At 74.4% G+C, this 15,517-nt stretch carries 17 protein-coding genes; 5 read left to right on the forward strand and 12 right to left on the reverse strand.

Annotated features, from left to right (window positions below; genetic code table 11):
• Positions 1–3: 3 nt before the first annotated feature.
• From ABD644_RS03130 to rsgA, 4 genes are all read right to left on the reverse strand, one after another.
• Positions 4–603 carry an HU family DNA-binding protein gene (locus ABD644_RS03130; RefSeq protein ID WP_344687036.1) on the reverse strand — a complete coding sequence of 200 codons (600 nt, stop codon included), beginning with the start codon at positions 601–603 and terminating at the stop codon, positions 4–6.
• A gap of 131 nt (positions 604–734) precedes the next feature.
• A complete protein-coding gene (locus tag ABD644_RS03135) occupies positions 735–911 on the reverse strand; it encodes a hypothetical protein (protein WP_344687037.1) in 177 nt (58 codons plus the stop codon).
• A gap of 106 nt (positions 912–1,017) precedes the next feature.
• A complete protein-coding gene (gene purD / locus ABD644_RS03140) occupies positions 1,018–2,295 on the reverse strand; it encodes a phosphoribosylamine--glycine ligase (protein WP_344687039.1) in 1,278 nt (425 codons plus the stop codon).
• Between the two features lie 22 nt (positions 2,296–2,317).
• The gene (gene rsgA / locus ABD644_RS03145; protein WP_344687040.1) at positions 2,318–3,358 is read right to left on the reverse strand and encodes a ribosome small subunit-dependent GTPase A; all 1,041 of its coding nucleotides are present in this window, start codon (positions 3,356–3,358) and stop codon (positions 2,318–2,320) included.
• A gap of 96 nt (positions 3,359–3,454) precedes the next feature.
• Here rsgA and ABD644_RS03150 point away from each other — a divergent pair, with 96 nt between their 5' ends.
• Positions 3,455–4,510 carry a glycerophosphodiester phosphodiesterase family protein gene (locus tag ABD644_RS03150; RefSeq protein ID WP_344687041.1) on the forward strand — a complete coding sequence of 352 codons (1,056 nt, stop codon included), beginning with the start codon at positions 3,455–3,457 and terminating at the stop codon, positions 4,508–4,510.
• A gap of 54 nt (positions 4,511–4,564) precedes the next feature.
• Here ABD644_RS03150 and ABD644_RS03155 read toward each other — a convergent pair whose 3' ends face one another.
• Entirely contained in the window at positions 4,565–5,854 is a 1,290-nt protein-coding gene (locus ABD644_RS03155) for an adenylosuccinate synthase (RefSeq protein ID WP_344687042.1), read from the reverse strand.
• Between the two features lie 90 nt (positions 5,855–5,944).
• Here ABD644_RS03155 and ABD644_RS03160 point away from each other — a divergent pair, with 90 nt between their 5' ends.
• From ABD644_RS03160 to ABD644_RS03170, 3 genes are all read left to right on the forward strand, one after another.
• Positions 5,945–6,559, forward strand: a complete 615-nt coding sequence (locus ABD644_RS03160) for a hypothetical protein (protein WP_344687043.1) — start codon at positions 5,945–5,947, stop codon at positions 6,557–6,559.
• A gap of 136 nt (positions 6,560–6,695) precedes the next feature.
• Positions 6,696–7,757 (forward strand): ABC transporter permease, encoded by a 1,062-nt coding sequence (locus ABD644_RS03165; protein WP_344687046.1) that lies wholly within the window; start codon positions 6,696–6,698, stop codon positions 7,755–7,757.
• Positions 7,754–8,581 (forward strand): ATP-binding cassette domain-containing protein, encoded by an 828-nt coding sequence (locus tag ABD644_RS03170; protein WP_344687047.1) that lies wholly within the window; start codon positions 7,754–7,756, stop codon positions 8,579–8,581. The genes ABD644_RS03165 and ABD644_RS03170 overlap by 4 nt, the downstream gene beginning before the upstream one ends.
• Positions 8,582–8,692: 111 nt before the next feature.
• Here the strand turns inward: ABD644_RS03170 and ABD644_RS03175 are convergent, their stop codons facing one another.
• The 6 genes from ABD644_RS03175 to pyrE form a co-directional block, all read right to left on the reverse strand.
• Positions 8,693–9,115 carry a DUF3151 domain-containing protein gene (locus ABD644_RS03175; RefSeq protein ID WP_344687049.1) on the reverse strand — a complete coding sequence of 141 codons (423 nt, stop codon included), beginning with the start codon at positions 9,113–9,115 and terminating at the stop codon, positions 8,693–8,695.
• A complete protein-coding gene (fbaA, locus tag ABD644_RS03180) occupies positions 9,115–10,146 on the reverse strand; it encodes a class II fructose-bisphosphate aldolase (RefSeq protein ID WP_344687050.1) in 1,032 nt (343 codons plus the stop codon). Before fbaA ends, ABD644_RS03175 begins: the two co-directional genes overlap by 1 nt.
• Positions 10,147–10,209: 63 nt before the next feature.
• Positions 10,210–10,812, reverse strand: a complete 603-nt coding sequence (locus tag ABD644_RS03185; protein WP_344687051.1) for a pentapeptide repeat-containing protein — start codon at positions 10,810–10,812, stop codon at positions 10,210–10,212.
• A complete protein-coding gene (locus ABD644_RS03190) occupies positions 10,809–12,161 on the reverse strand; it encodes an FAD-dependent oxidoreductase (RefSeq protein ID WP_344687052.1) in 1,353 nt (450 codons plus the stop codon). Before ABD644_RS03190 ends, ABD644_RS03185 begins: the two co-directional genes overlap by 4 nt.
• Before the next feature lie 37 nt (positions 12,162–12,198).
• A complete protein-coding gene (locus ABD644_RS03195) occupies positions 12,199–13,629 on the reverse strand; it encodes an FAD-binding oxidoreductase (protein WP_344687054.1) in 1,431 nt (476 codons plus the stop codon).
• Positions 13,630–13,736: 107 nt separating this feature from the next.
• Positions 13,737–14,291 (reverse strand): orotate phosphoribosyltransferase, encoded by a 555-nt coding sequence (gene pyrE, locus ABD644_RS03200; RefSeq protein ID WP_425547367.1) that lies wholly within the window; start codon positions 14,289–14,291, stop codon positions 13,737–13,739.
• A 33-nt stretch (positions 14,292–14,324) separates the two neighbouring features.
• Between pyrE and ABD644_RS03205 the strand changes: the two genes are divergently transcribed.
• Positions 14,325–14,798, forward strand: a complete 474-nt coding sequence (locus ABD644_RS03205) for a TspO/MBR family protein (protein WP_344687055.1) — start codon at positions 14,325–14,327, stop codon at positions 14,796–14,798.
• Between the two features lie 15 nt (positions 14,799–14,813).
• On the opposite strand, the gene ABD644_RS03210 is transcribed toward ABD644_RS03205, so the two are convergent.
• Positions 14,814–15,464: a fasciclin domain-containing protein gene (locus tag ABD644_RS03210; protein WP_344687056.1), complete on the reverse strand. Its 651-nt coding sequence runs from the start codon at positions 15,462–15,464 to the stop codon at positions 14,814–14,816.
• Positions 15,465–15,517 lie beyond the last annotated feature (53 nt).

Genomic DNA, 15,517 nt, shown 5'->3' on the forward strand with positions numbered 1-15,517 from the left:
GCGCTACCCCTTCTTCGGGCTCTTGCCGCCGGTCTTGTTCGACGCCTTGCCCGCGCCGCCGGCCGCCGTCTTGGTCCTCGCCTTGTCCGCGGCCTTCGACTCGGCCTTCGATGCGGCCTTCGACGCGGCCTTCGATTCGGCCTTCACCGAGGCTTTCGATCCGGCCTTCGAGGAGGCCTTGGAGCTCCCCTTCGATCCGGCCTTCGACCCCTGCGACGTGGCCTTCGTGGCGGCCTTGATCGCCGGCGCGGTCACGCCGGCAGCCATCGCCGGAACTGCCGTCACGGCTGAGGTCGCCTGCGCTGCGACGCTTCGTGCGGTGCCGGCGGCCTCGGCGAGCAGCTGCCTGAGCCCGGCGCCGGCGCGGAACACCGGCGCCACCGAGGCGCCGACCTGGATGGTCTCGCCCGTGGCCGGATTGCGCGCCGTGCGTGGCCCGCGTTCACGCCGGTCGAACGTGCCGAATCCGAGCAGGGAGACCTTCTCCCCGCGGGCCAGGCTCTGCTCGATCTCCTCGAGGACGCCGTTGACGGCTGCCATCGCCTTCGCGCGGTCACCGTCGAGGCGGGCGGTCAATCTCGACACCAGCTCGGACTTGTTCACGAGGCGCTCTCCCGCAGAGATGGGCGCGCTCTCGGCGCGCGGTGGCATCGCCCACCTAACCGGACCGGCCTGACCAGCGACAACACCAGGATTCCGGCTCCGGCCCGGACGCGCCCGATCCGGAGCGCACCTCAGCCCTTCAGGGCCCCCGCCCAGCGCCAGTCACCCTCCGGCCCGAGGTACTCCACGCGCTGCACGTCCTCGTCGTCCGCGTCCTCCTCCGCCCATGCCAGCGCCAGGGCGTGCTCGGCGAACTCGCCCTCCGCCACGACATCGCCCATCGCGTCGAGGAACCGGTAGCGGGTCACACGCCGAGGCTACGGCCGCCGCTCACCGTCGCGAAGACGATTCCGCGGAATCGTCAAGCCGCACGCCTTGACGACGCTTCCGCGGAATCGTCCGGCCGGACCTCGGTCAGGCGGACGGCACCCGGATCCGGCCCTCGACGGCGGCCAGCGCGATGTCGGTGCGCCAGTGCGCGCCGGCCAGCCGCACCCGGGCCACCCGCTCGTAGGCGGCCCCGCGGGCGGCGGCCAGGTCCGCGCCGACGGCGGTGACCGCCAGCACCCGCCCGCCGGCGGACACCACCGAGCCATCGGGGGCCAGCGCGGTGCCTGCGTGCAGCACGCCCTCGCCGTCGGCACCGGTCACCTGATCACCGGTGCGCGGCTTCTCCGGATAGCCGGGCGCCGCGACGACGACGGTCACGGCGGCACCCTCCCGCCACCGCAGCGGCGGATGCTGGGCGAGGGTGCCGGTGGCCGCGGCGTGCAGCAGCCCGGCCAGCGGGGTCTCCAGCAGCGGCAGCACGACCTGGGTCTCGGGGTCGCCGAACCGCGCGTTGAACTCGACCACCCGCACGCCGCGCGAGGTCAGCGCCAGCCCGGCGTAGAGCAGCCCGGCGAAGGGCTCCCCGCGGCGGGCCATCTCGTCGACGGTCGGCTGCAGCACCGTCGCCAGCACCTCGTCGACCAGGCCGGGGGGTGCCCACGTCAGCGGCGCGTAGGCGCCCATGCCGCCGGTGTTGGGGCCGGCGTCGCCGTCGTCCCGCCGCTTGTGGTCCTGCGCGGGGATCAGCGGCACGACCGTCGTCCCGTCGGTGACGGCGAACAGCGACACCTCGGGGCCGTCGAGGTACTCCTCGATGAGCACCGCGTGCCCGGCGTCGAGCACGGCGCGCCCGTGCGCCAGCGCCGCCGCACGATCGGGGGTGACCAGCACGCCCTTGCCGGCGGCCAGCCCGTCGTCCTTGACCACGTACGGCGCTCCGGCGGCGACCGCAGCAACCTCGTCGAGTGCCGTCTCCAGCTCCGCGGGCCCGCCGACCGGCCACGCCTGCGCCGTCGGGACGCCGGCGGCGGCCATGACGTGCTTGGCGAAGGACTTGCTGCCCTCGAGCTGGGCAGCCTGCTCCGACGGGCCGAAGCAGGCGATGCCGGCGTCGCGGACGGCGTCGGCCGCGCCCGCCACCAGCGGGACCTCGGGCCCGATGACGACGAGGTCCGCGGACCACTCGCGGGCGAGGGCGGCCACCGCATCGGGATCGGCGGCGGCGACCGCCAGCGCCGCGGCGACCGCCCGGGTGCCGGCGTTGCCGGGCGCGCAGGCCAGCGCGCTCACCGCGGGGTCGGACTGCAGAGCCACGCACAGGGCGTGCTCCCGGGCACCGGAGCCGATCACGAGCACGCGCACGGGTGGAAACTACCGGCCGCCCTCAGCGCAGCCGGTTGGGCTGCGCCTTCAGCGACTTGGAGAAGCGGCGCATCCGCGCGTGCTCCTCGGCGCGGGCGCGGGCGTCGACCCGCAGCAGCTGGCGGTGCGCCTCGGCCTGGAGCTTGCGCCAGCCCAGGAGGCGGCCTGGATCCAGCCGGCCGTCGTCGATGGCGGCCGCGACCGCGCAGCCGGGCTCGGTGCGGTGCTCGCAGTCGCGGAACCGGCACTCGCCGGCCAGGTCGGTGACGTCGGCGTACGCGGTGGCGACGCCCTCCTCGTCGTCGTACAGGCCGAGCTCCCGCATGCCCGGGGTGTCCACCAACAGACCCCCGCCGGGCAGGACGTGCAGTTCACGCGCCGTCGTCGTGTGCCGGCCGCGGCCGTCCTCGCGGATCTCCCGGGTCGCGGCGAGGGGCCGTCCGGCCAGCGCGTTGGCCAGGCTGGACTTGCCGACCCCCGACGGGCCGACCATCGCGCCGGTCCGGCCTGGGCCGAGCAGCGCCCGCACGGCGTCGAGCCCTTCCCCCGTCAGCGAGCTGACCGGGAGCACGTCGACGCCGAGCGCGTCCTCCGCCACCTGCTCGACCGCCGCGGCCACGTCGTCGCAGAGGTCGGACTTGGTCAGGACGACGACCGGCGTCGCGCCGCTGCTCCAGGCGACGGCGAGGTAGCGCTCCACCCGCCGCAGCCGGGCCTCGGCGGACAGCGAGTCGACCACGAGGACGACGTCGAGGTTCGCCGCGACGACCTGGGCCGCCGACGTGCGCCCGGCCGTCGTCCGCACGAACGCGCTGCGGCGGGGCAGCAGGGCGACCGCCAGCTCGTCCCGCAGCGCCACCCAGTCGCCGACCGCCGGCGTCCCGAGCCCGGAGTCGTCGTGCAGCGCCGTCCCGAGGAACGCCGCCCGGTCACCGTCGGCGGTCAGCACGCGCAGCCGGCCGCGGTCGACGCGGGCCACCCGGCCCGGCTCGGTGCCCGATGGGAGCTCCGCGTCGCGGTCAGGCGTCCAGCCGAGCGCCGAGAGATCCGTCACGCCGGGCATGGTGCACCGCAGGTCAGCGAACTGTCGCCCGAATTGTGAGCAGACAGGCAGCGGGAGTTCGGCCTGCGTTCACCCGGGCCGGGTGTTCTCGGTGGCATGCACGCGCCCGCGTCGCCGGTCCCGCTCCGCGCGACCCGCCCCGCCCGTCCCCTCGTCGTCGGCCATCGTGGCGCGTCGGCCTACCGCCCCGAGCACACGCGGGCGAGCTTCGAGCTGGCGATCGACCTCGGCGCGGACATGATCGAGCCCGACGTCGTCATCAGCCGTGACGGCGCGCTCGTCGTCCGGCACGAGAACGAGCTGTCCCGCTCGACCGATGTCGCGTCCCGGCCGGAGTTCGCCGCCCGGTGGACGAGCCGGGTCGTCGCCGGCCGGGAGCGCGCCGGCTGGTTCGCCGAGGACTTCACGCTCGCCGAGCTGCGCACGCTGCGGGCCGTGGAGCGGATGCCCGACCTCCGCCCCACCAACACCGCCTACGACGGGCAGGACGGCATCCTCACGCTGGCGGAGGTCGTCGAGCTGGCCCGCCGGCGCTCCACGCCCCAGCGCCGGGTCCGCGTGCTGGCCGAGCTGAAGAAGCCGACCTGGTTCGCCGGGCGGGGACTGCCGATGGTCGAGCTCGTCGCCGCCGAGCTGCGCCTGATGGGCGATGCCGGCCAGGACGGCAGCGTCGTCCTGCAGTCCTTCGACGCCGGCGCCCTGCGCCGGCTGCGCGCCGACCTCGGCGACGACGGGCCGGCGATGCTGCAACTGGTCGACGACGACGCCTGCGACGACGACCTGGTCACCCCGGTCGGGCTGCGCGAGGTGAGCACCTACGCCCAGGGCATCGCGCCCAGCCGGCACCGCATCCTGCTGCGCGACGACGAGCAGGCGTTGACCGGCGTCTCGGACCTCGTGGACCAGGCGCACTCGGCCGGGCTCGCGGTCATCCCGTGGACGCTGCGGCCGGAGAACGCGTTCCTGCCCCGGCACCTGCGCCGCGGGCCCGAGCCGGCCGGACCGGGCGACGCCCTCGCCGAGGCGCGGCTGCTGCTCGATCTCGGCGTCGACGGCCTGATCACCGACTCCCCCGACCACGCGGTGACCGCCATATCACTGCGGCCCTCCGGGCCGCGACCGCGGCCAGGTGCCGTCCCCCAGCTCCGCTGAGCCGCTGCGTCCCGGCTGCGCGGAACCCTCCGGGTCCCACTCGCCGCGACAGGACTAGGCGATCAGGTCTCTGATCACCACGTTCTCGTCGCGGCCGGGGCCGACGCCGATGACGCTGATCCGTGCGCCCGAGAGCTCCTCCAGGCGCCGCACGTAGGCCTGGGCGTTGGCCGGCAGCTCGTCGAACGTGCGGCAGTGCCGGATGTCCTCGAACCAGCCCGGCATCTCCTCGTAGACCGGCTTCGCGTGGTGGAAGTCGGTCTGCGTCATCGGCATCTCGTCGTACCGCACGCCGTCGACGTCGTAGGCCACGCAGATCGGCACGGTCTCCAGGCCGGAGAGCACGTCGAGCTTGGTGAGGAAGTAGTCGGTGATCCCGTTGACCCGGCTGGCGTACCGGGCGACGACGGAGTCGAACCAGCCGCAGCGGCGGTCCCGGCCGGTGGTCACGCCGACCTCTCCGCCCTGCTTGCGCAGGTACTCGCCGTTGGCGTCGAACAGCTCGGTCGGGAACGGGCCGGAGCCGACCCGGGTCGTGTAGGCCTTCAGGATGCCCACGACCCGCTCGATGCGGGTGGGGCCGATGCCGGAGCCGGTGGCGGCGCCGCCCGCGGTCGGGTTGGACGACGTCACGAACGGATAGGTGCCGTGGTCGACGTCGAGGAGGGTGCCCTGCGAGCCCTCCAGCAGCACCCACTCGCCGGCGTCGAGCGCGTTGCCCAGCAGCAGCCGGGTGTCGACGATCCGGTGCTTGAGCGCCTCGGCGTACGCCTCGTACTCGGCGACCACCTCGTCGACGTCGATCGCCTTGCGGTTGTAGACCTTGACCAGGATCTGGTTCTTCTCCTGGAGGGTGCCCTCGAGCTTCTGCCGCAGGATCGAGAGGTCGAGCAGGTCGGCGACCCGGATGCCGACGCGGGCGACCTTGTCGCCGTACGCGGGGCCGATCCCGCGGCCGGTGGTGCCGATCTTGCGCTTGCCCAGGAACCGCTCGGTGACCTTATCCAGGGCACGGTGGTGGGGCATGATCAGGTGGGCGTCGGCCGAGATGACCAGGCGCGAGGTGTCGACGCCGCGCTGCTCGAGGCCCGCCAGCTCCCCGATCAGCACCTCCGGGTCGACGACGACGCCGTTGCCGATCACCGGCGTGCACCCGGCCGTGAGGATCCCCGACGGGATCAGGTGGAGGGCGTACCGCTCCCCGTCGGGCGTGATCACCGTGTGCCCGGCGTTGTTGCCGCCCTGGTAGCGGACGACGTAGGGCACGCGGCCACCGAGCAGGTCGGTGGCCTTGCCCTTGCCCTCGTCGCCCCACTGGGCGCCGATCAGCACGACAGCCGGCATCGGGTCCTGGTTCTCCTCGGTCGAATCAGCGCCTGGCGGATGGCGGCTGGTAAGGGGGCGGTGGGTGGGACGGGATGACAGGGTATCGGCATGTCCTCCGTCGAGCTGGACCTCCGCCGTCTGGAGCCCGGTCAGGCCCCCCGGGAGCACGCTGTCGCGCCCGCGGCGGATGCCGACGCCATCGTCGTGCGCGGGCCGGTGCCCGCGCTGGCCGGCGTCCTGACGCTGCTGCTGAAAGCCGGCCGCACCCGGCAGGTGCCGGTCTCGTGGGAGCCCACCTCCGACCGGGACTCGCTGGGCCTGGCCCGCGACCTCGGCATCGGCTCCGGTGAGGCGCGCGACCTGACCCTGGTCCGCGACGACCACGGCGGCGTCCTGCTGCACCACGGGCGGCTCGAGGCCGCGGGCGACGGGCGCCGGGCGCTGAGCCGGCGGCTGGGGCTGCAGGCGCACCACGACGACATCAAGGTCGCCGACGGGGAGATCACCCGGATCGACGTCCGGCCCGAGTGGCGGGCCGTCGACACCATCGCCGTCACGGTGATGACGCTGCCGCTGCGCCCCACCCGGCAGACGACGGGCCGGGCACTGCAGGTGGCCTGCGACCCGGCCCGGGTCGTCCGCGACGGCGTGCCCTACCCGCGCCCGGTCACCCGCTGGACCTGGTACGCCGACGACCAGGTGCGGTGGCGGCTGCAGCCCTAGAGCTCCGGAACGGCACGGTCCGCCGGGTCGGACCGGGCGTCGTCGTGGAAACTGGACGCACCCACCCGCCGAGGAGGCCCCCGCTGCCGACGCCCCGAGCCCCGTCCGGGCTCCGGGCTGCCCTCGGGACCGGCGGGTGATCAGCGAGCGGCTGCCGGCGTTCGGCCCGGTCACCAGCGACGAACCGCGCACCCGGCGGTGGCTGGTGCGGGCCCTCGCGCGCCCCTCCCTCCCGGCGCTGGTGGGCCTGGCCGTCGTGCTGGCGGTCTTCCTCCCCGCCGCCCCCGACCTGCTCAGCAGCGGCGGCCTGGCCAGCGTCCTCGACACCGCCGCGCTGCTCGGCATCGGCGGTGTGGCCGTGGGCCTGCTGCTGATCGCCGGCCAGTTCGACCTGTCGATCGGGGTCGTCGCGGTCGCCGGCGCCCTGGTCACCGCCCTGCTCGTCGAGCACGCCGGCTGGGGCGTCTGGCCGGCGCTGCTGGCGTCCCTGGGCCTCGCGCTGCTCGTCGGCCTCGTGAACGGCTTCCTCGTGGTCAACACCGGGCTGCCGAGCTTCCTGGTCACCCTCGCCACGTTCCTGGTCCTGCAGGGGACGACGCAGGCCGGCGTCGAGGCGGTCGCCGGTTCCGCCCGCGTGAGCGGACTTTCCGCGGCCGAAGGGTGGCCGTCGGCGAGCGCGGTGTTCGGCTCCACCCTCCTGCTCGGTGACGGCCGGTTCCGCGTCTCCCTGCTGTGGTGGCTCGGCGTCACGGCGCTGGCCACCTGGGCGCTGTGGCGCACCCCGTTCGGGAACGCGGTGTTCGCCTGCGGCGGCGCCCGGCGGGCGGCCCGCCAGCTCGGCGTCCCGGTCGCCCGGACGACGGTCGGGCTGTTCTGCCTGACCGCGACGGCGGGCTGGCTGATCGGGACCCTCGGCCTCGTCCGCCTCGGCGGGGTGCAGGTCGGCGCGGCCGGCCTCGGGCCTGCGGTCGACTTCGTCGTCGTCGCGGTGATCGGCGGCTGCCTGCTCACCGGCGGGTACGGCTCGGCGGTCGGGACGGCGATCGGCGCGCTGGTCTACGCCGTCGCCGAGCACGGCATCGGCCTGGCGGGATGGGACCCGCCGTGGTTCCGGGCGCTGCTCGGCGTCCTGCTGCTGCTGGCGCTGCTCACCAACGGGGTCGTGCGGCGCCGGCTGAAGGCGGCGCCGCGCTCATGACCACCCTCGCCACGGGCTCGACCACCGCCCGGCTGCCCGTGCTCGACCTGCGCGGGGTCACGGTGCGGTACGGCAACGTCGCCGCGCTGTCGCGGGTGACGGCGACGCTGCCCGCCGGGGAGATCACCTGCGTGCTGGGCGAGAACGGATCGGGCAAGTCGACGCTGGTCGCCCTGCTCTCGGGGCTGGCCCGGCACGTCGAGGGAAAGCTGATGGTCGACGGCGAGCCGGTGCGCTTCCGCTCGCCCCGGCAGGCCCGCGCCGCGGGGATCGCCACGGTGTGGCAGGACCTCGCCGTGGCCCCGCTGCTGTCGGTGTGGCGCAACTTCTTCCTCGGCGCCGAACCGAGCCGCGGTCACGGGCCGCTGCGCCGGCTGGACCTCGAGCGGGCGCGCGCGACCACCGTCTCGGCACTGGCGCGGGTCGGGGTCATGGGGCTCGACCCCGATGCCCCCGCGAGCACGCTGCGCCCCGGCGAACGGCAGAGCCTCGCGATCGCCCGCGCACTGCACTTCGGGGCACGGGCGCTGGTCGTCGACGAGCCGACGGCGCCGCTCGCCGTCCCCCAGCAGACCCTGCTGCTGCAGTCGATCGTGACCGCCCGCAGCCAGGGCCTGGCGGTGCTGCTCGTGACCAACACCCCGCGGTACGCCCACCTCGTCGGCGACCGGTTCCTGCTGCTCGCCCACGGTCAGGTGGCCGGCACGCTCACGCGGGAGGACGTCGACGTCGCCGACCTGACCCGCCTGATGGCCGGCGGCGAGGAGTTCAGCGCCCTCACCGCCGCCCTGACCGCCCTGCACCCCGAACTCGGCGAGCGGTGACACGGTCGTCCTCCGGACGACACCGCGGCCAACGGCCGTCCCCCTGGTGAGCTGAGCTGCTGCGTCGCGCCTGCGCGGACCCCCTCCGGGGGCCCACTCGGCACGACAGAATCAGGCTCCCATGCTCGGGTCGCAGTCGCGCAGGAGCTGGGTGCAGCGCTCCGCTTCCTCGGTCTCCTCGATCGCCTCGGCCGCCTTGGCCAGCGCGATCACGCAGCGCAGGAAGCCGCGGTTCGGCTCGTGCGACCACGGCACCGGGCCGTGGCCCTTCCAGCCGTTGCGGCGCAGCGCGTCCAGCCCACGGTGGTAGCCGGTGCGGGCGTAGGCGTAGGCCTCGACGGTGTCGCTGAGCACCCGCTCGGGCCGGGTCAGGGCCTCCTCGGCCAGCGCCGCCCAGGCCGCGCTGACCGTCGGGTGGTGCGCGGCGACCTCGGCCGGCGGGTTGCCGGCGGTCAGCTCGGCGTCGGCCTCCGGCGTGGCCGGGAGCAGCGTGGCCGGCGGCTCGCCGAGCAGGTTCTGGTGGGTGTGGGTCATCAGTTCCCCGTCGACTGGCCGGCCGACAGCAGGTCCTCGCAGGCCTCGACCACGCGCGCGGCCATGCCCGTCTCGGCGGCCTTGAGGTAGCTGCGCGGGTCGTAGGCCTTCTTGTTGCCGACCTCGCCGTCGACCTTCAGGACGCCGTCGTAGTTGGTGAACATGTGGCCGACGACGGGCCGGGTGAAGGCGTACTGGGTGTCGGTGTCGACGTTCATCTTCACGACGCCGTACGAGAGCGCCTCGCGGATCTCCGACTGCGCCGAGCCGGAGCCGCCGTGGAAGACGAGGTTGAACGGCTTGTCCTCGGACAGGCCGAACTCGCGGGCCACGACGTCCTGACCCTGCTTGAGGATCTCGGGCCGCAGCTTGACGTTGCCCGGCTTGTAGACGCCGTGCACGTTGCCGAAGGTCGCGGCGAGCAGGTAGACCCCCCGCTCCCCCAGCCCGAGCTTCTTCGCGGTCGCGACGAAGTCGCCCTCGGCGGTGTACAGCTTCTCGTCGATCGCCGCGGAGATGCCGTCCTCCTCGCCGCCGACGACGCCGATCTCCACCTCGAGGACGATCCTGGCCGCCGCGGTCTTCTCGAGGAGCTCCTCGGCGATCTGCAGGTTCTCGTCGAGGTCGATCGCCGAGCCGTCCCACATGTGCGACTGGAAGAGCGGCTCCTGGCCGGCGTCGACCCGGTCCTGCGACAGGGCGATCAGCGGGCGGACGTAGGTGTCGAGCTTGTCCTTGGGGCAGTGGTCGGTGTGCAGCGCGACGTTGACCGGGTACTTCTCGGCGACGACGTGGGCGAACTCGGCCAGCGCCACCGCGCCGGTGACCATGTCCTTGACCTTGGTGCCGGAGCCGAACTCGGCGCCGCCCGTGGAGAACTGGATGATCCCGTCGCTGCCGGCGTCGGCGAACCCGCGCAGGGCGGCGTTGATCGTCTCCGACGAGGTGCAGTTGATGGCCGGGTAGGCGAAGCCGCCCTCCTTGGCCCGGCGGATCATGTCGGCGTAGACCTCGGGGGTCGCGATGGGCATGCGGGGCACTCCTGTCGTCGGTGTCCGGCCGTGCTGCTCGGGGTCAGTATCGCGCCGGGCCGCTCAGTCCGGGGCGTCGGGGCGGACGTCCAGCCCGAGGGCGGTCACGAGTGCGACCGCCTGGGTGATGTCGATCTGCGCGCCGGCCAGCACGACGGTGCGCGGGTCGAGCGTCGAGAGGTCCGAGCCGCGCAGGTCCGCGCCGCCCAGGTCGGCCTCGTGCAGCTCGGCACCGGAGAGGTCGAGGTTCACGAGCGTCGCCCCGGATGCCCGGGCCCCGGTGAGGTCGGCCTCGCGCAACCGCGTGCCGGCGAACACCGCCCGGCGCAGGTCGGCGCCGCGCAGGCCGACGAAGGACCAGTCGCCCCGGGTCACCGTCATCAGGTCGAACGTGCACCGCTCGAAGGTGCTCCCGGTGAGCTTGCAGTCGGTGAGCTCCGCCTGGAAGAACGAGCAGCCGGTGAACGTGCAGTTCACGAAGGCCGCCTCGGTGTGCCGGGAGAGGTTGAACCTGCAGTCGCGGAAGGTGCAGTCGGTGAAGACGGCGCCGTCGTCGGTGGTCTCGGAGAGGTCCACGCCGCTGAAGGCGACGCCGGTGTGCTCCTGACCGGAGAGGTCCTCGCCGTACCAGTCGGCGCCCCGGACGTCGGACTCCGGGTCGCTCACCCCTGCTCCACCCGGCTGGCCACCCGGGCCGCGACGAGCACCGGGTCGTAGGTCGGCGAGAAGGGCGGCGCGTAGGAGAGGTCGGACCCGGCGAACTCCTCGGCGGTCAGCCCGGCCCAGATGGCCGTGGCCAGGACGTCGATCCGCTTGCCGCTGCCCGGACCGCCGACGATCTGCGCCCCCAGCAGCCGCCCCGAACCGCGGTCGCTGAGCAGCTTCACCGTGATCGGCTCCGCGCCCGGGTAGTAGCCGGCCTTCGTCGTCCCCTCGATCGTCTCGGTCCGGTAGTCGTACCCGGCGGCCTCGGCCTGGGTGGTGCACAGGCCGGTGCGGGCGATCTCCAGGTCACCGACCTTCGTCAGCGCCGTCCCGAGGACCCCGGCGAACCGGGCGGGGCGCCCGCCGATGACCGAACCGGCCACCCGGCCCTGCTTGTTGGCGTGCGTGCCGAGCGCGACGTGCAACGGCTCGCCGGTGATCCGCGAGTAGGTCTGCGAGCAGTCCCCGGCGGCGAACACCTCGGGGTGCGAGCGGCTGCGCTGGGTGCGGTCGACCTCGACGGCGCCGGTCTCGCCCAGGCGGAGCCCGGCCGCTTCGGCGAGCGCCACCTCCGGGCCCATTCCGAGCCCGAGTACGACGAGGTCGGCGGGGTAGCGACCGTCGTCGGTGCGCACGGCCGCGACGGCACCGTCGGCGTCGACCTCGATCTCCCGGACCGGCTGCTCGGTCTGCACCGCGATCCCCAGGTCGCCCATGGCCTTGCAGACGCGCTCGCCCATCTCGGCGTCCAGCTGGGCCATCGGGAACGGGTCGGCGAGCACGACGGTGACGTCGAGGCCGCGCCCGTGCAGGACGTCGGCCATCTCCAGCCCGATGTAGCCGCCGCCGAGGACGACGGCCCGCCGCGCGCCCGCGGCCAGGGCCGCGCGGATGTCGGCGCCGTCGGCCAGCCGGTGGACGCCGTGCACGCCGTCGGCGTCCAGCCCCGGGACGTCGGGCCGCAGCGGCCGCCCGCCGGTGGCGACGACGAGGGAGTCGTACCCCAGGGTGTCGCCGGCGCTGGTGGTGACGCTGCCCGCGGCCAGGTCGATCGACTCGGCCCGCGTGCCGAGCCGGACCTCGATGTCGTCGGCGGCGAACTGGGTGGGGGTGCGGGCGATGAGCAGATCGCGGTCGGGCACCTCACCGCCCACCCAGTAGGGGAGGCCGCAGGCGGAGTAGGAGACGTCGGGCCCCTGCTCGACGACGACGATCTCCAGATCGCCGGCCCCGCGCAGGCGCCGAGCCTGCGCGGCCGCGGACATGCCGGCGGCGTCCCCGCCGATGACGACGAGCCGGTCCCTGGTCACGGGCTCAGGGTTTCATCCCCGCGCGGCTCGCCGCAGGTCAGCGACCCGAAAGGGTCGAGACCGCGGCCAGGTCGGCCACCGAGGCCCGGAACACCTTGCCCGGGTTGAGCAGGCCGTCCGGGTCCAGGGCGTCCTTGATCGCCCGGTGCACGTCGAGGGCCACCGGCCCGATCTCGCGCTCCAGCCAGTCGACCTTGATCGAGCCGACCCCGTGCTCGCCGGTGATCGTGCCGCCGAGGCCCAGCCCGAGCTCGAGGATGTCGTCGAACGCGGCGAACGCCCGCTCGCGCAGGTCGGGATCGGTGGGGTCGAAGCAGATCGTCGGGTGCATGTTGCCGTCGCCGGCGTGGCCGACGACGCCGATGGTGAGCCGCCGCGACGCCGCGATCTCGTCGCAGCCGTCGAGGAACGCCGCGATCCGGGACCGGGGCACCGCGACGTCGTCGATGAGCGTGCTGCCCAGCTGCTCCAGCGCGGGCAGCGCCATGCGCCGGGCGGCGAGCAGCAGGTCGCCCTCGGCGGGGTCGTCGGTGGTGTGCACGAAGTCGGCGCCCGCCTCGCGGCAGAGCTCGGCCAGCGCCTCGATCTCGGCGGCGGCGGCCTCGCCCCCCGCGTCGGACTGCGCGACCAACAGCGCGTGGGCGGTCCGGTCGAGGTCGGCCTTGAGCAGGTCGTCGACCGCGCAGATGCAGGTGTTGTCCATGACCTCGAGCAGGCTGGGCACCAGCCCGCTGGTCACCACCCGCTCGACGACCTGCCCGGTCTGCGCCGTCGTCGCGAACGTGGCCGCGAGCGTGACCGGCCGCTGCGGCGCCGGCCGCAGCGCCACCGTCGCCTCCGTGATGACCCCGAGGGTGCCCTCGGAGCCGACGAACAGGCGGGCCAGGTCGTAGCCGGCGACGCCCTTGACCGTGCGCCGGCCGGTGCGCAGCACGCGGCCGTCGGCGAGCACGACCTCCAGACCGAGCACGTAGTCGGTGGTGACGCCGTACTTGACGCAGCACAGGCCGCCGGAGTTCGTGGAGAGGTTGCCGCCGATCGTGCACCAGTCGTAGCTGGAGGGGTCCGGCGGGTAGAACAGCCCGGCCCCGGCGACGGCGTCGCGCAGCGCCTTGTTCACGACACCCGGCTGGACGACGGCGAGGCGGTCCTCCGGGGAGACCTCGAGGACGGCGTCCATCCGGGTCATCACCAGCGTGATCGCGCCGTCGACGGCGTTGCTGGCCCCGGCGAGCCCGGAGCCGGCCCCGCGCGGGACCACCGGGACCCCGTGCCGCGTGGCCACCTGCATCACCGCGACCACGTCGGCGGTGCTGCGCGGGAGGACGACGGCGGCGGGCGTGCCGGCCGGGGCGAGCATCGCCTGGTCACGGGCGTAGGACGCCGTCACGTCGGGATCGGTGAGGACGCTGTCGGCCCCGAGCGCGTCGCGCAGCTCGGTCACCCACGCCGCCGGTGCCGTCGTCACCGCCACACCGTACGACGTCCCGGTTCAGGCGAGATCGCCGATGTCGCACGCTTTGGTCGCTCAAAGCGAGTGAGATCGCCGATCTCGCCAAGGGCGGGGCGTCCCCTTCAGGCGAGGCCGAGGTCGCTCAGCTCGTAGGCGGCGCGGTACTCGAAGCCGGCGGCCTCGACGGCCTCGCGCGCCCCGCGGTCGACGATCACCGCCACCCCGATCACCTCGGCCCCGGCCTCCTGCAGCGCCTCGGCCGCGGTGAGCGGGCTGCCGCCGGTGGTGGACACGTCCTCGACGACGAGCACCGTCCGCCCCTCGACGTCGGGCCCCTCGATCCGCCGCTGCAGGCCGTGCGCCTTGCCCGCCTTGCGGACGACGCAGGCGTCGAGGAAGCCCTCGCCCGAGGCGGCAGCGTGCAGCATCGCCGTCGCGACGGGGTCCGCGCCGAGCGTCAGCCCGCCGACGACGTCATAGCGCAGGTCACCGGTCAGCTGCCGCATCACGCGCCCGACCAGCGGCGCACCCTCGTGGTGGAGGGTCAGCCGGCGCATGTCGATGTACCAGTCGGCCTCGCGCCCGGAGGACAACGTCACCTTCCCGTGCACCACCGCGAGCTCGACGATGAGCTCGCGCAGCCGGTCGCGGTCAGGGTGGGCGTGGGCTGCCATCATGCGAGCGACCCTACTGACGGCCAGGATGCGGGCATGCCTTCCCGCCGGGTCCGCCTCGCCGCCGCGGCCGGGCCGCTGGCCGCCGCCGCCATCGGCGGGCTCGCCACAGATCCGGGCAGCGACTGGTTCCGCCGGCTCGACAAGCCTCCCTGGTACCCACCGGCGCAGACCTTCGGCATCGTCTGGACGGCCATCTACACCGGCATCGGTTGGGCTGCCGGCGAGGTGCTCGCACGCACCCGCGGCGAAGAGCGGCGGTCCTTCGCGCGGGCGTACGCCGCCAACCTCGTCCTGAACACCGCCTGGACGCCGCTGTTCTTCCGCGCCCACCGCCCCGGCCTGGCCGCCGTCGAGAGCGCCGTGCTGACCGCGTCGGCCGCCGACCTGGTCCGGCGCGCGCACCGGGTCAGCGGCACGGCCCGCTCGGTGCTGATCCCCTACCCGCTGTGGACGGCATTCGCGACGGCGCTGTCGGCCGAGATCGCCCGGCGGAACCGGGCGGCCTGATCGGGATGCTGGCGATCAGGACGCCGGCGCGAGCACCTGGTCGATGAGGTAGACGGTCGCGTTCGCCGTCTGCACGTTCCCACAGACGACCGTGGCCGGGGTCCCGGTGAGCGTCCCCTCGATCGTGAACGTCTCCCCCTCGCCCGCGACCGTGATCTCGTCGTTGTTCAGCGTCGTGTGCGTCCCGGCGAGCTGGTCGGGCGCGAGGCGCCCGGCGATGACGTGGTGGGTGAGCACCGAGGTCAGCCGGGGGGTGTCGGCGAGCAGGGCCTGCAGGTCGGCCGGGGGGATCGCCTCGAACGCCGGGTTGGCCGGGGCGAGCACCGTGACGTCCTGCTGGCTGTCGAGAGACGGGCCCAGGCCGGCCGCGGTCACCGCCTGGGCGAGGGTGGACAGCACCGGGTTGTGGTTCGCGGCCGTCGCCACCGGGTCGTCGGCCATTCCGGTGAAGCTGCCCTCGCCGTCGGCGGGCACCGCCGAGCAGCCGGAGCCGAAGGGCTCGGTGGAGGCGGGGGCGGCGCTGCTCTCGGCGGGTGCCGCGCTCGACGTCGTGGTGTCCGAGGCGGCGCTCCGGTCCGGTTCGTCGGAGCCGCAGGCGGCCAGCGGGATGGCGAGCGCGCTGACGGCGGCGAGGAGGGTGCCGCGGCGGCGGAAGGTCCTGGTCACGGGGGCGGGCTCCTGTTCGGGACGGCGAGCGGCGCCATTGTCGCTGGTGCGCT

It is taken from the genome of Blastococcus jejuensis (assembly GCF_039534705.1).
GTDB lineage: Bacteria > Actinomycetota > Actinomycetes > Mycobacteriales > Geodermatophilaceae > Blastococcus_B > Blastococcus_B jejuensis.

Excerpts from the sequence above, each read along its gene's own strand:
- rsgA (WP_344687040.1), bottom strand. The coding sequence starts at position 3,358 with ATGCCCGGCGTGACGGATCTCTCGGCGCTCGGCTGGACGCCTGACCGC.
- ABD644_RS03150 (WP_344687041.1), top strand. The coding sequence starts at position 3,455 with ATGCACGCGCCCGCGTCGCCGGTCCCGCTCCGCGCGACCCGCCCCGCC.
- ABD644_RS03155 (WP_344687042.1), bottom strand. The coding sequence starts at position 5,854 with ATGCCGGCTGTCGTGCTGATCGGCGCCCAGTGGGGCGACGAGGGCAAG.
- ABD644_RS03160 (WP_344687043.1), top strand. The coding sequence starts at position 5,945 with ATGTCCTCCGTCGAGCTGGACCTCCGCCGTCTGGAGCCCGGTCAGGCC.
- ABD644_RS03170 (WP_344687047.1), top strand. The coding sequence starts at position 7,754 with ATGACCACCCTCGCCACGGGCTCGACCACCGCCCGGCTGCCCGTGCTC.
- ABD644_RS03175 (WP_344687049.1), bottom strand. The coding sequence starts at position 9,115 with ATGACCCACACCCACCAGAACCTGCTCGGCGAGCCGCCGGCCACGCTG.
- fbaA (WP_344687050.1), bottom strand. The coding sequence starts at position 10,146 with ATGCCCATCGCGACCCCCGAGGTCTACGCCGACATGATCCGCCGGGCC.
- pyrE (WP_425547367.1), bottom strand. The coding sequence starts at position 14,291 with ATGATGGCAGCCCACGCCCACCCTGACCGCGACCGGCTGCGCGAGCTC.
- ABD644_RS03205 (WP_344687055.1), top strand. The coding sequence starts at position 14,325 with ATGCCTTCCCGCCGGGTCCGCCTCGCCGCCGCGGCCGGGCCGCTGGCC.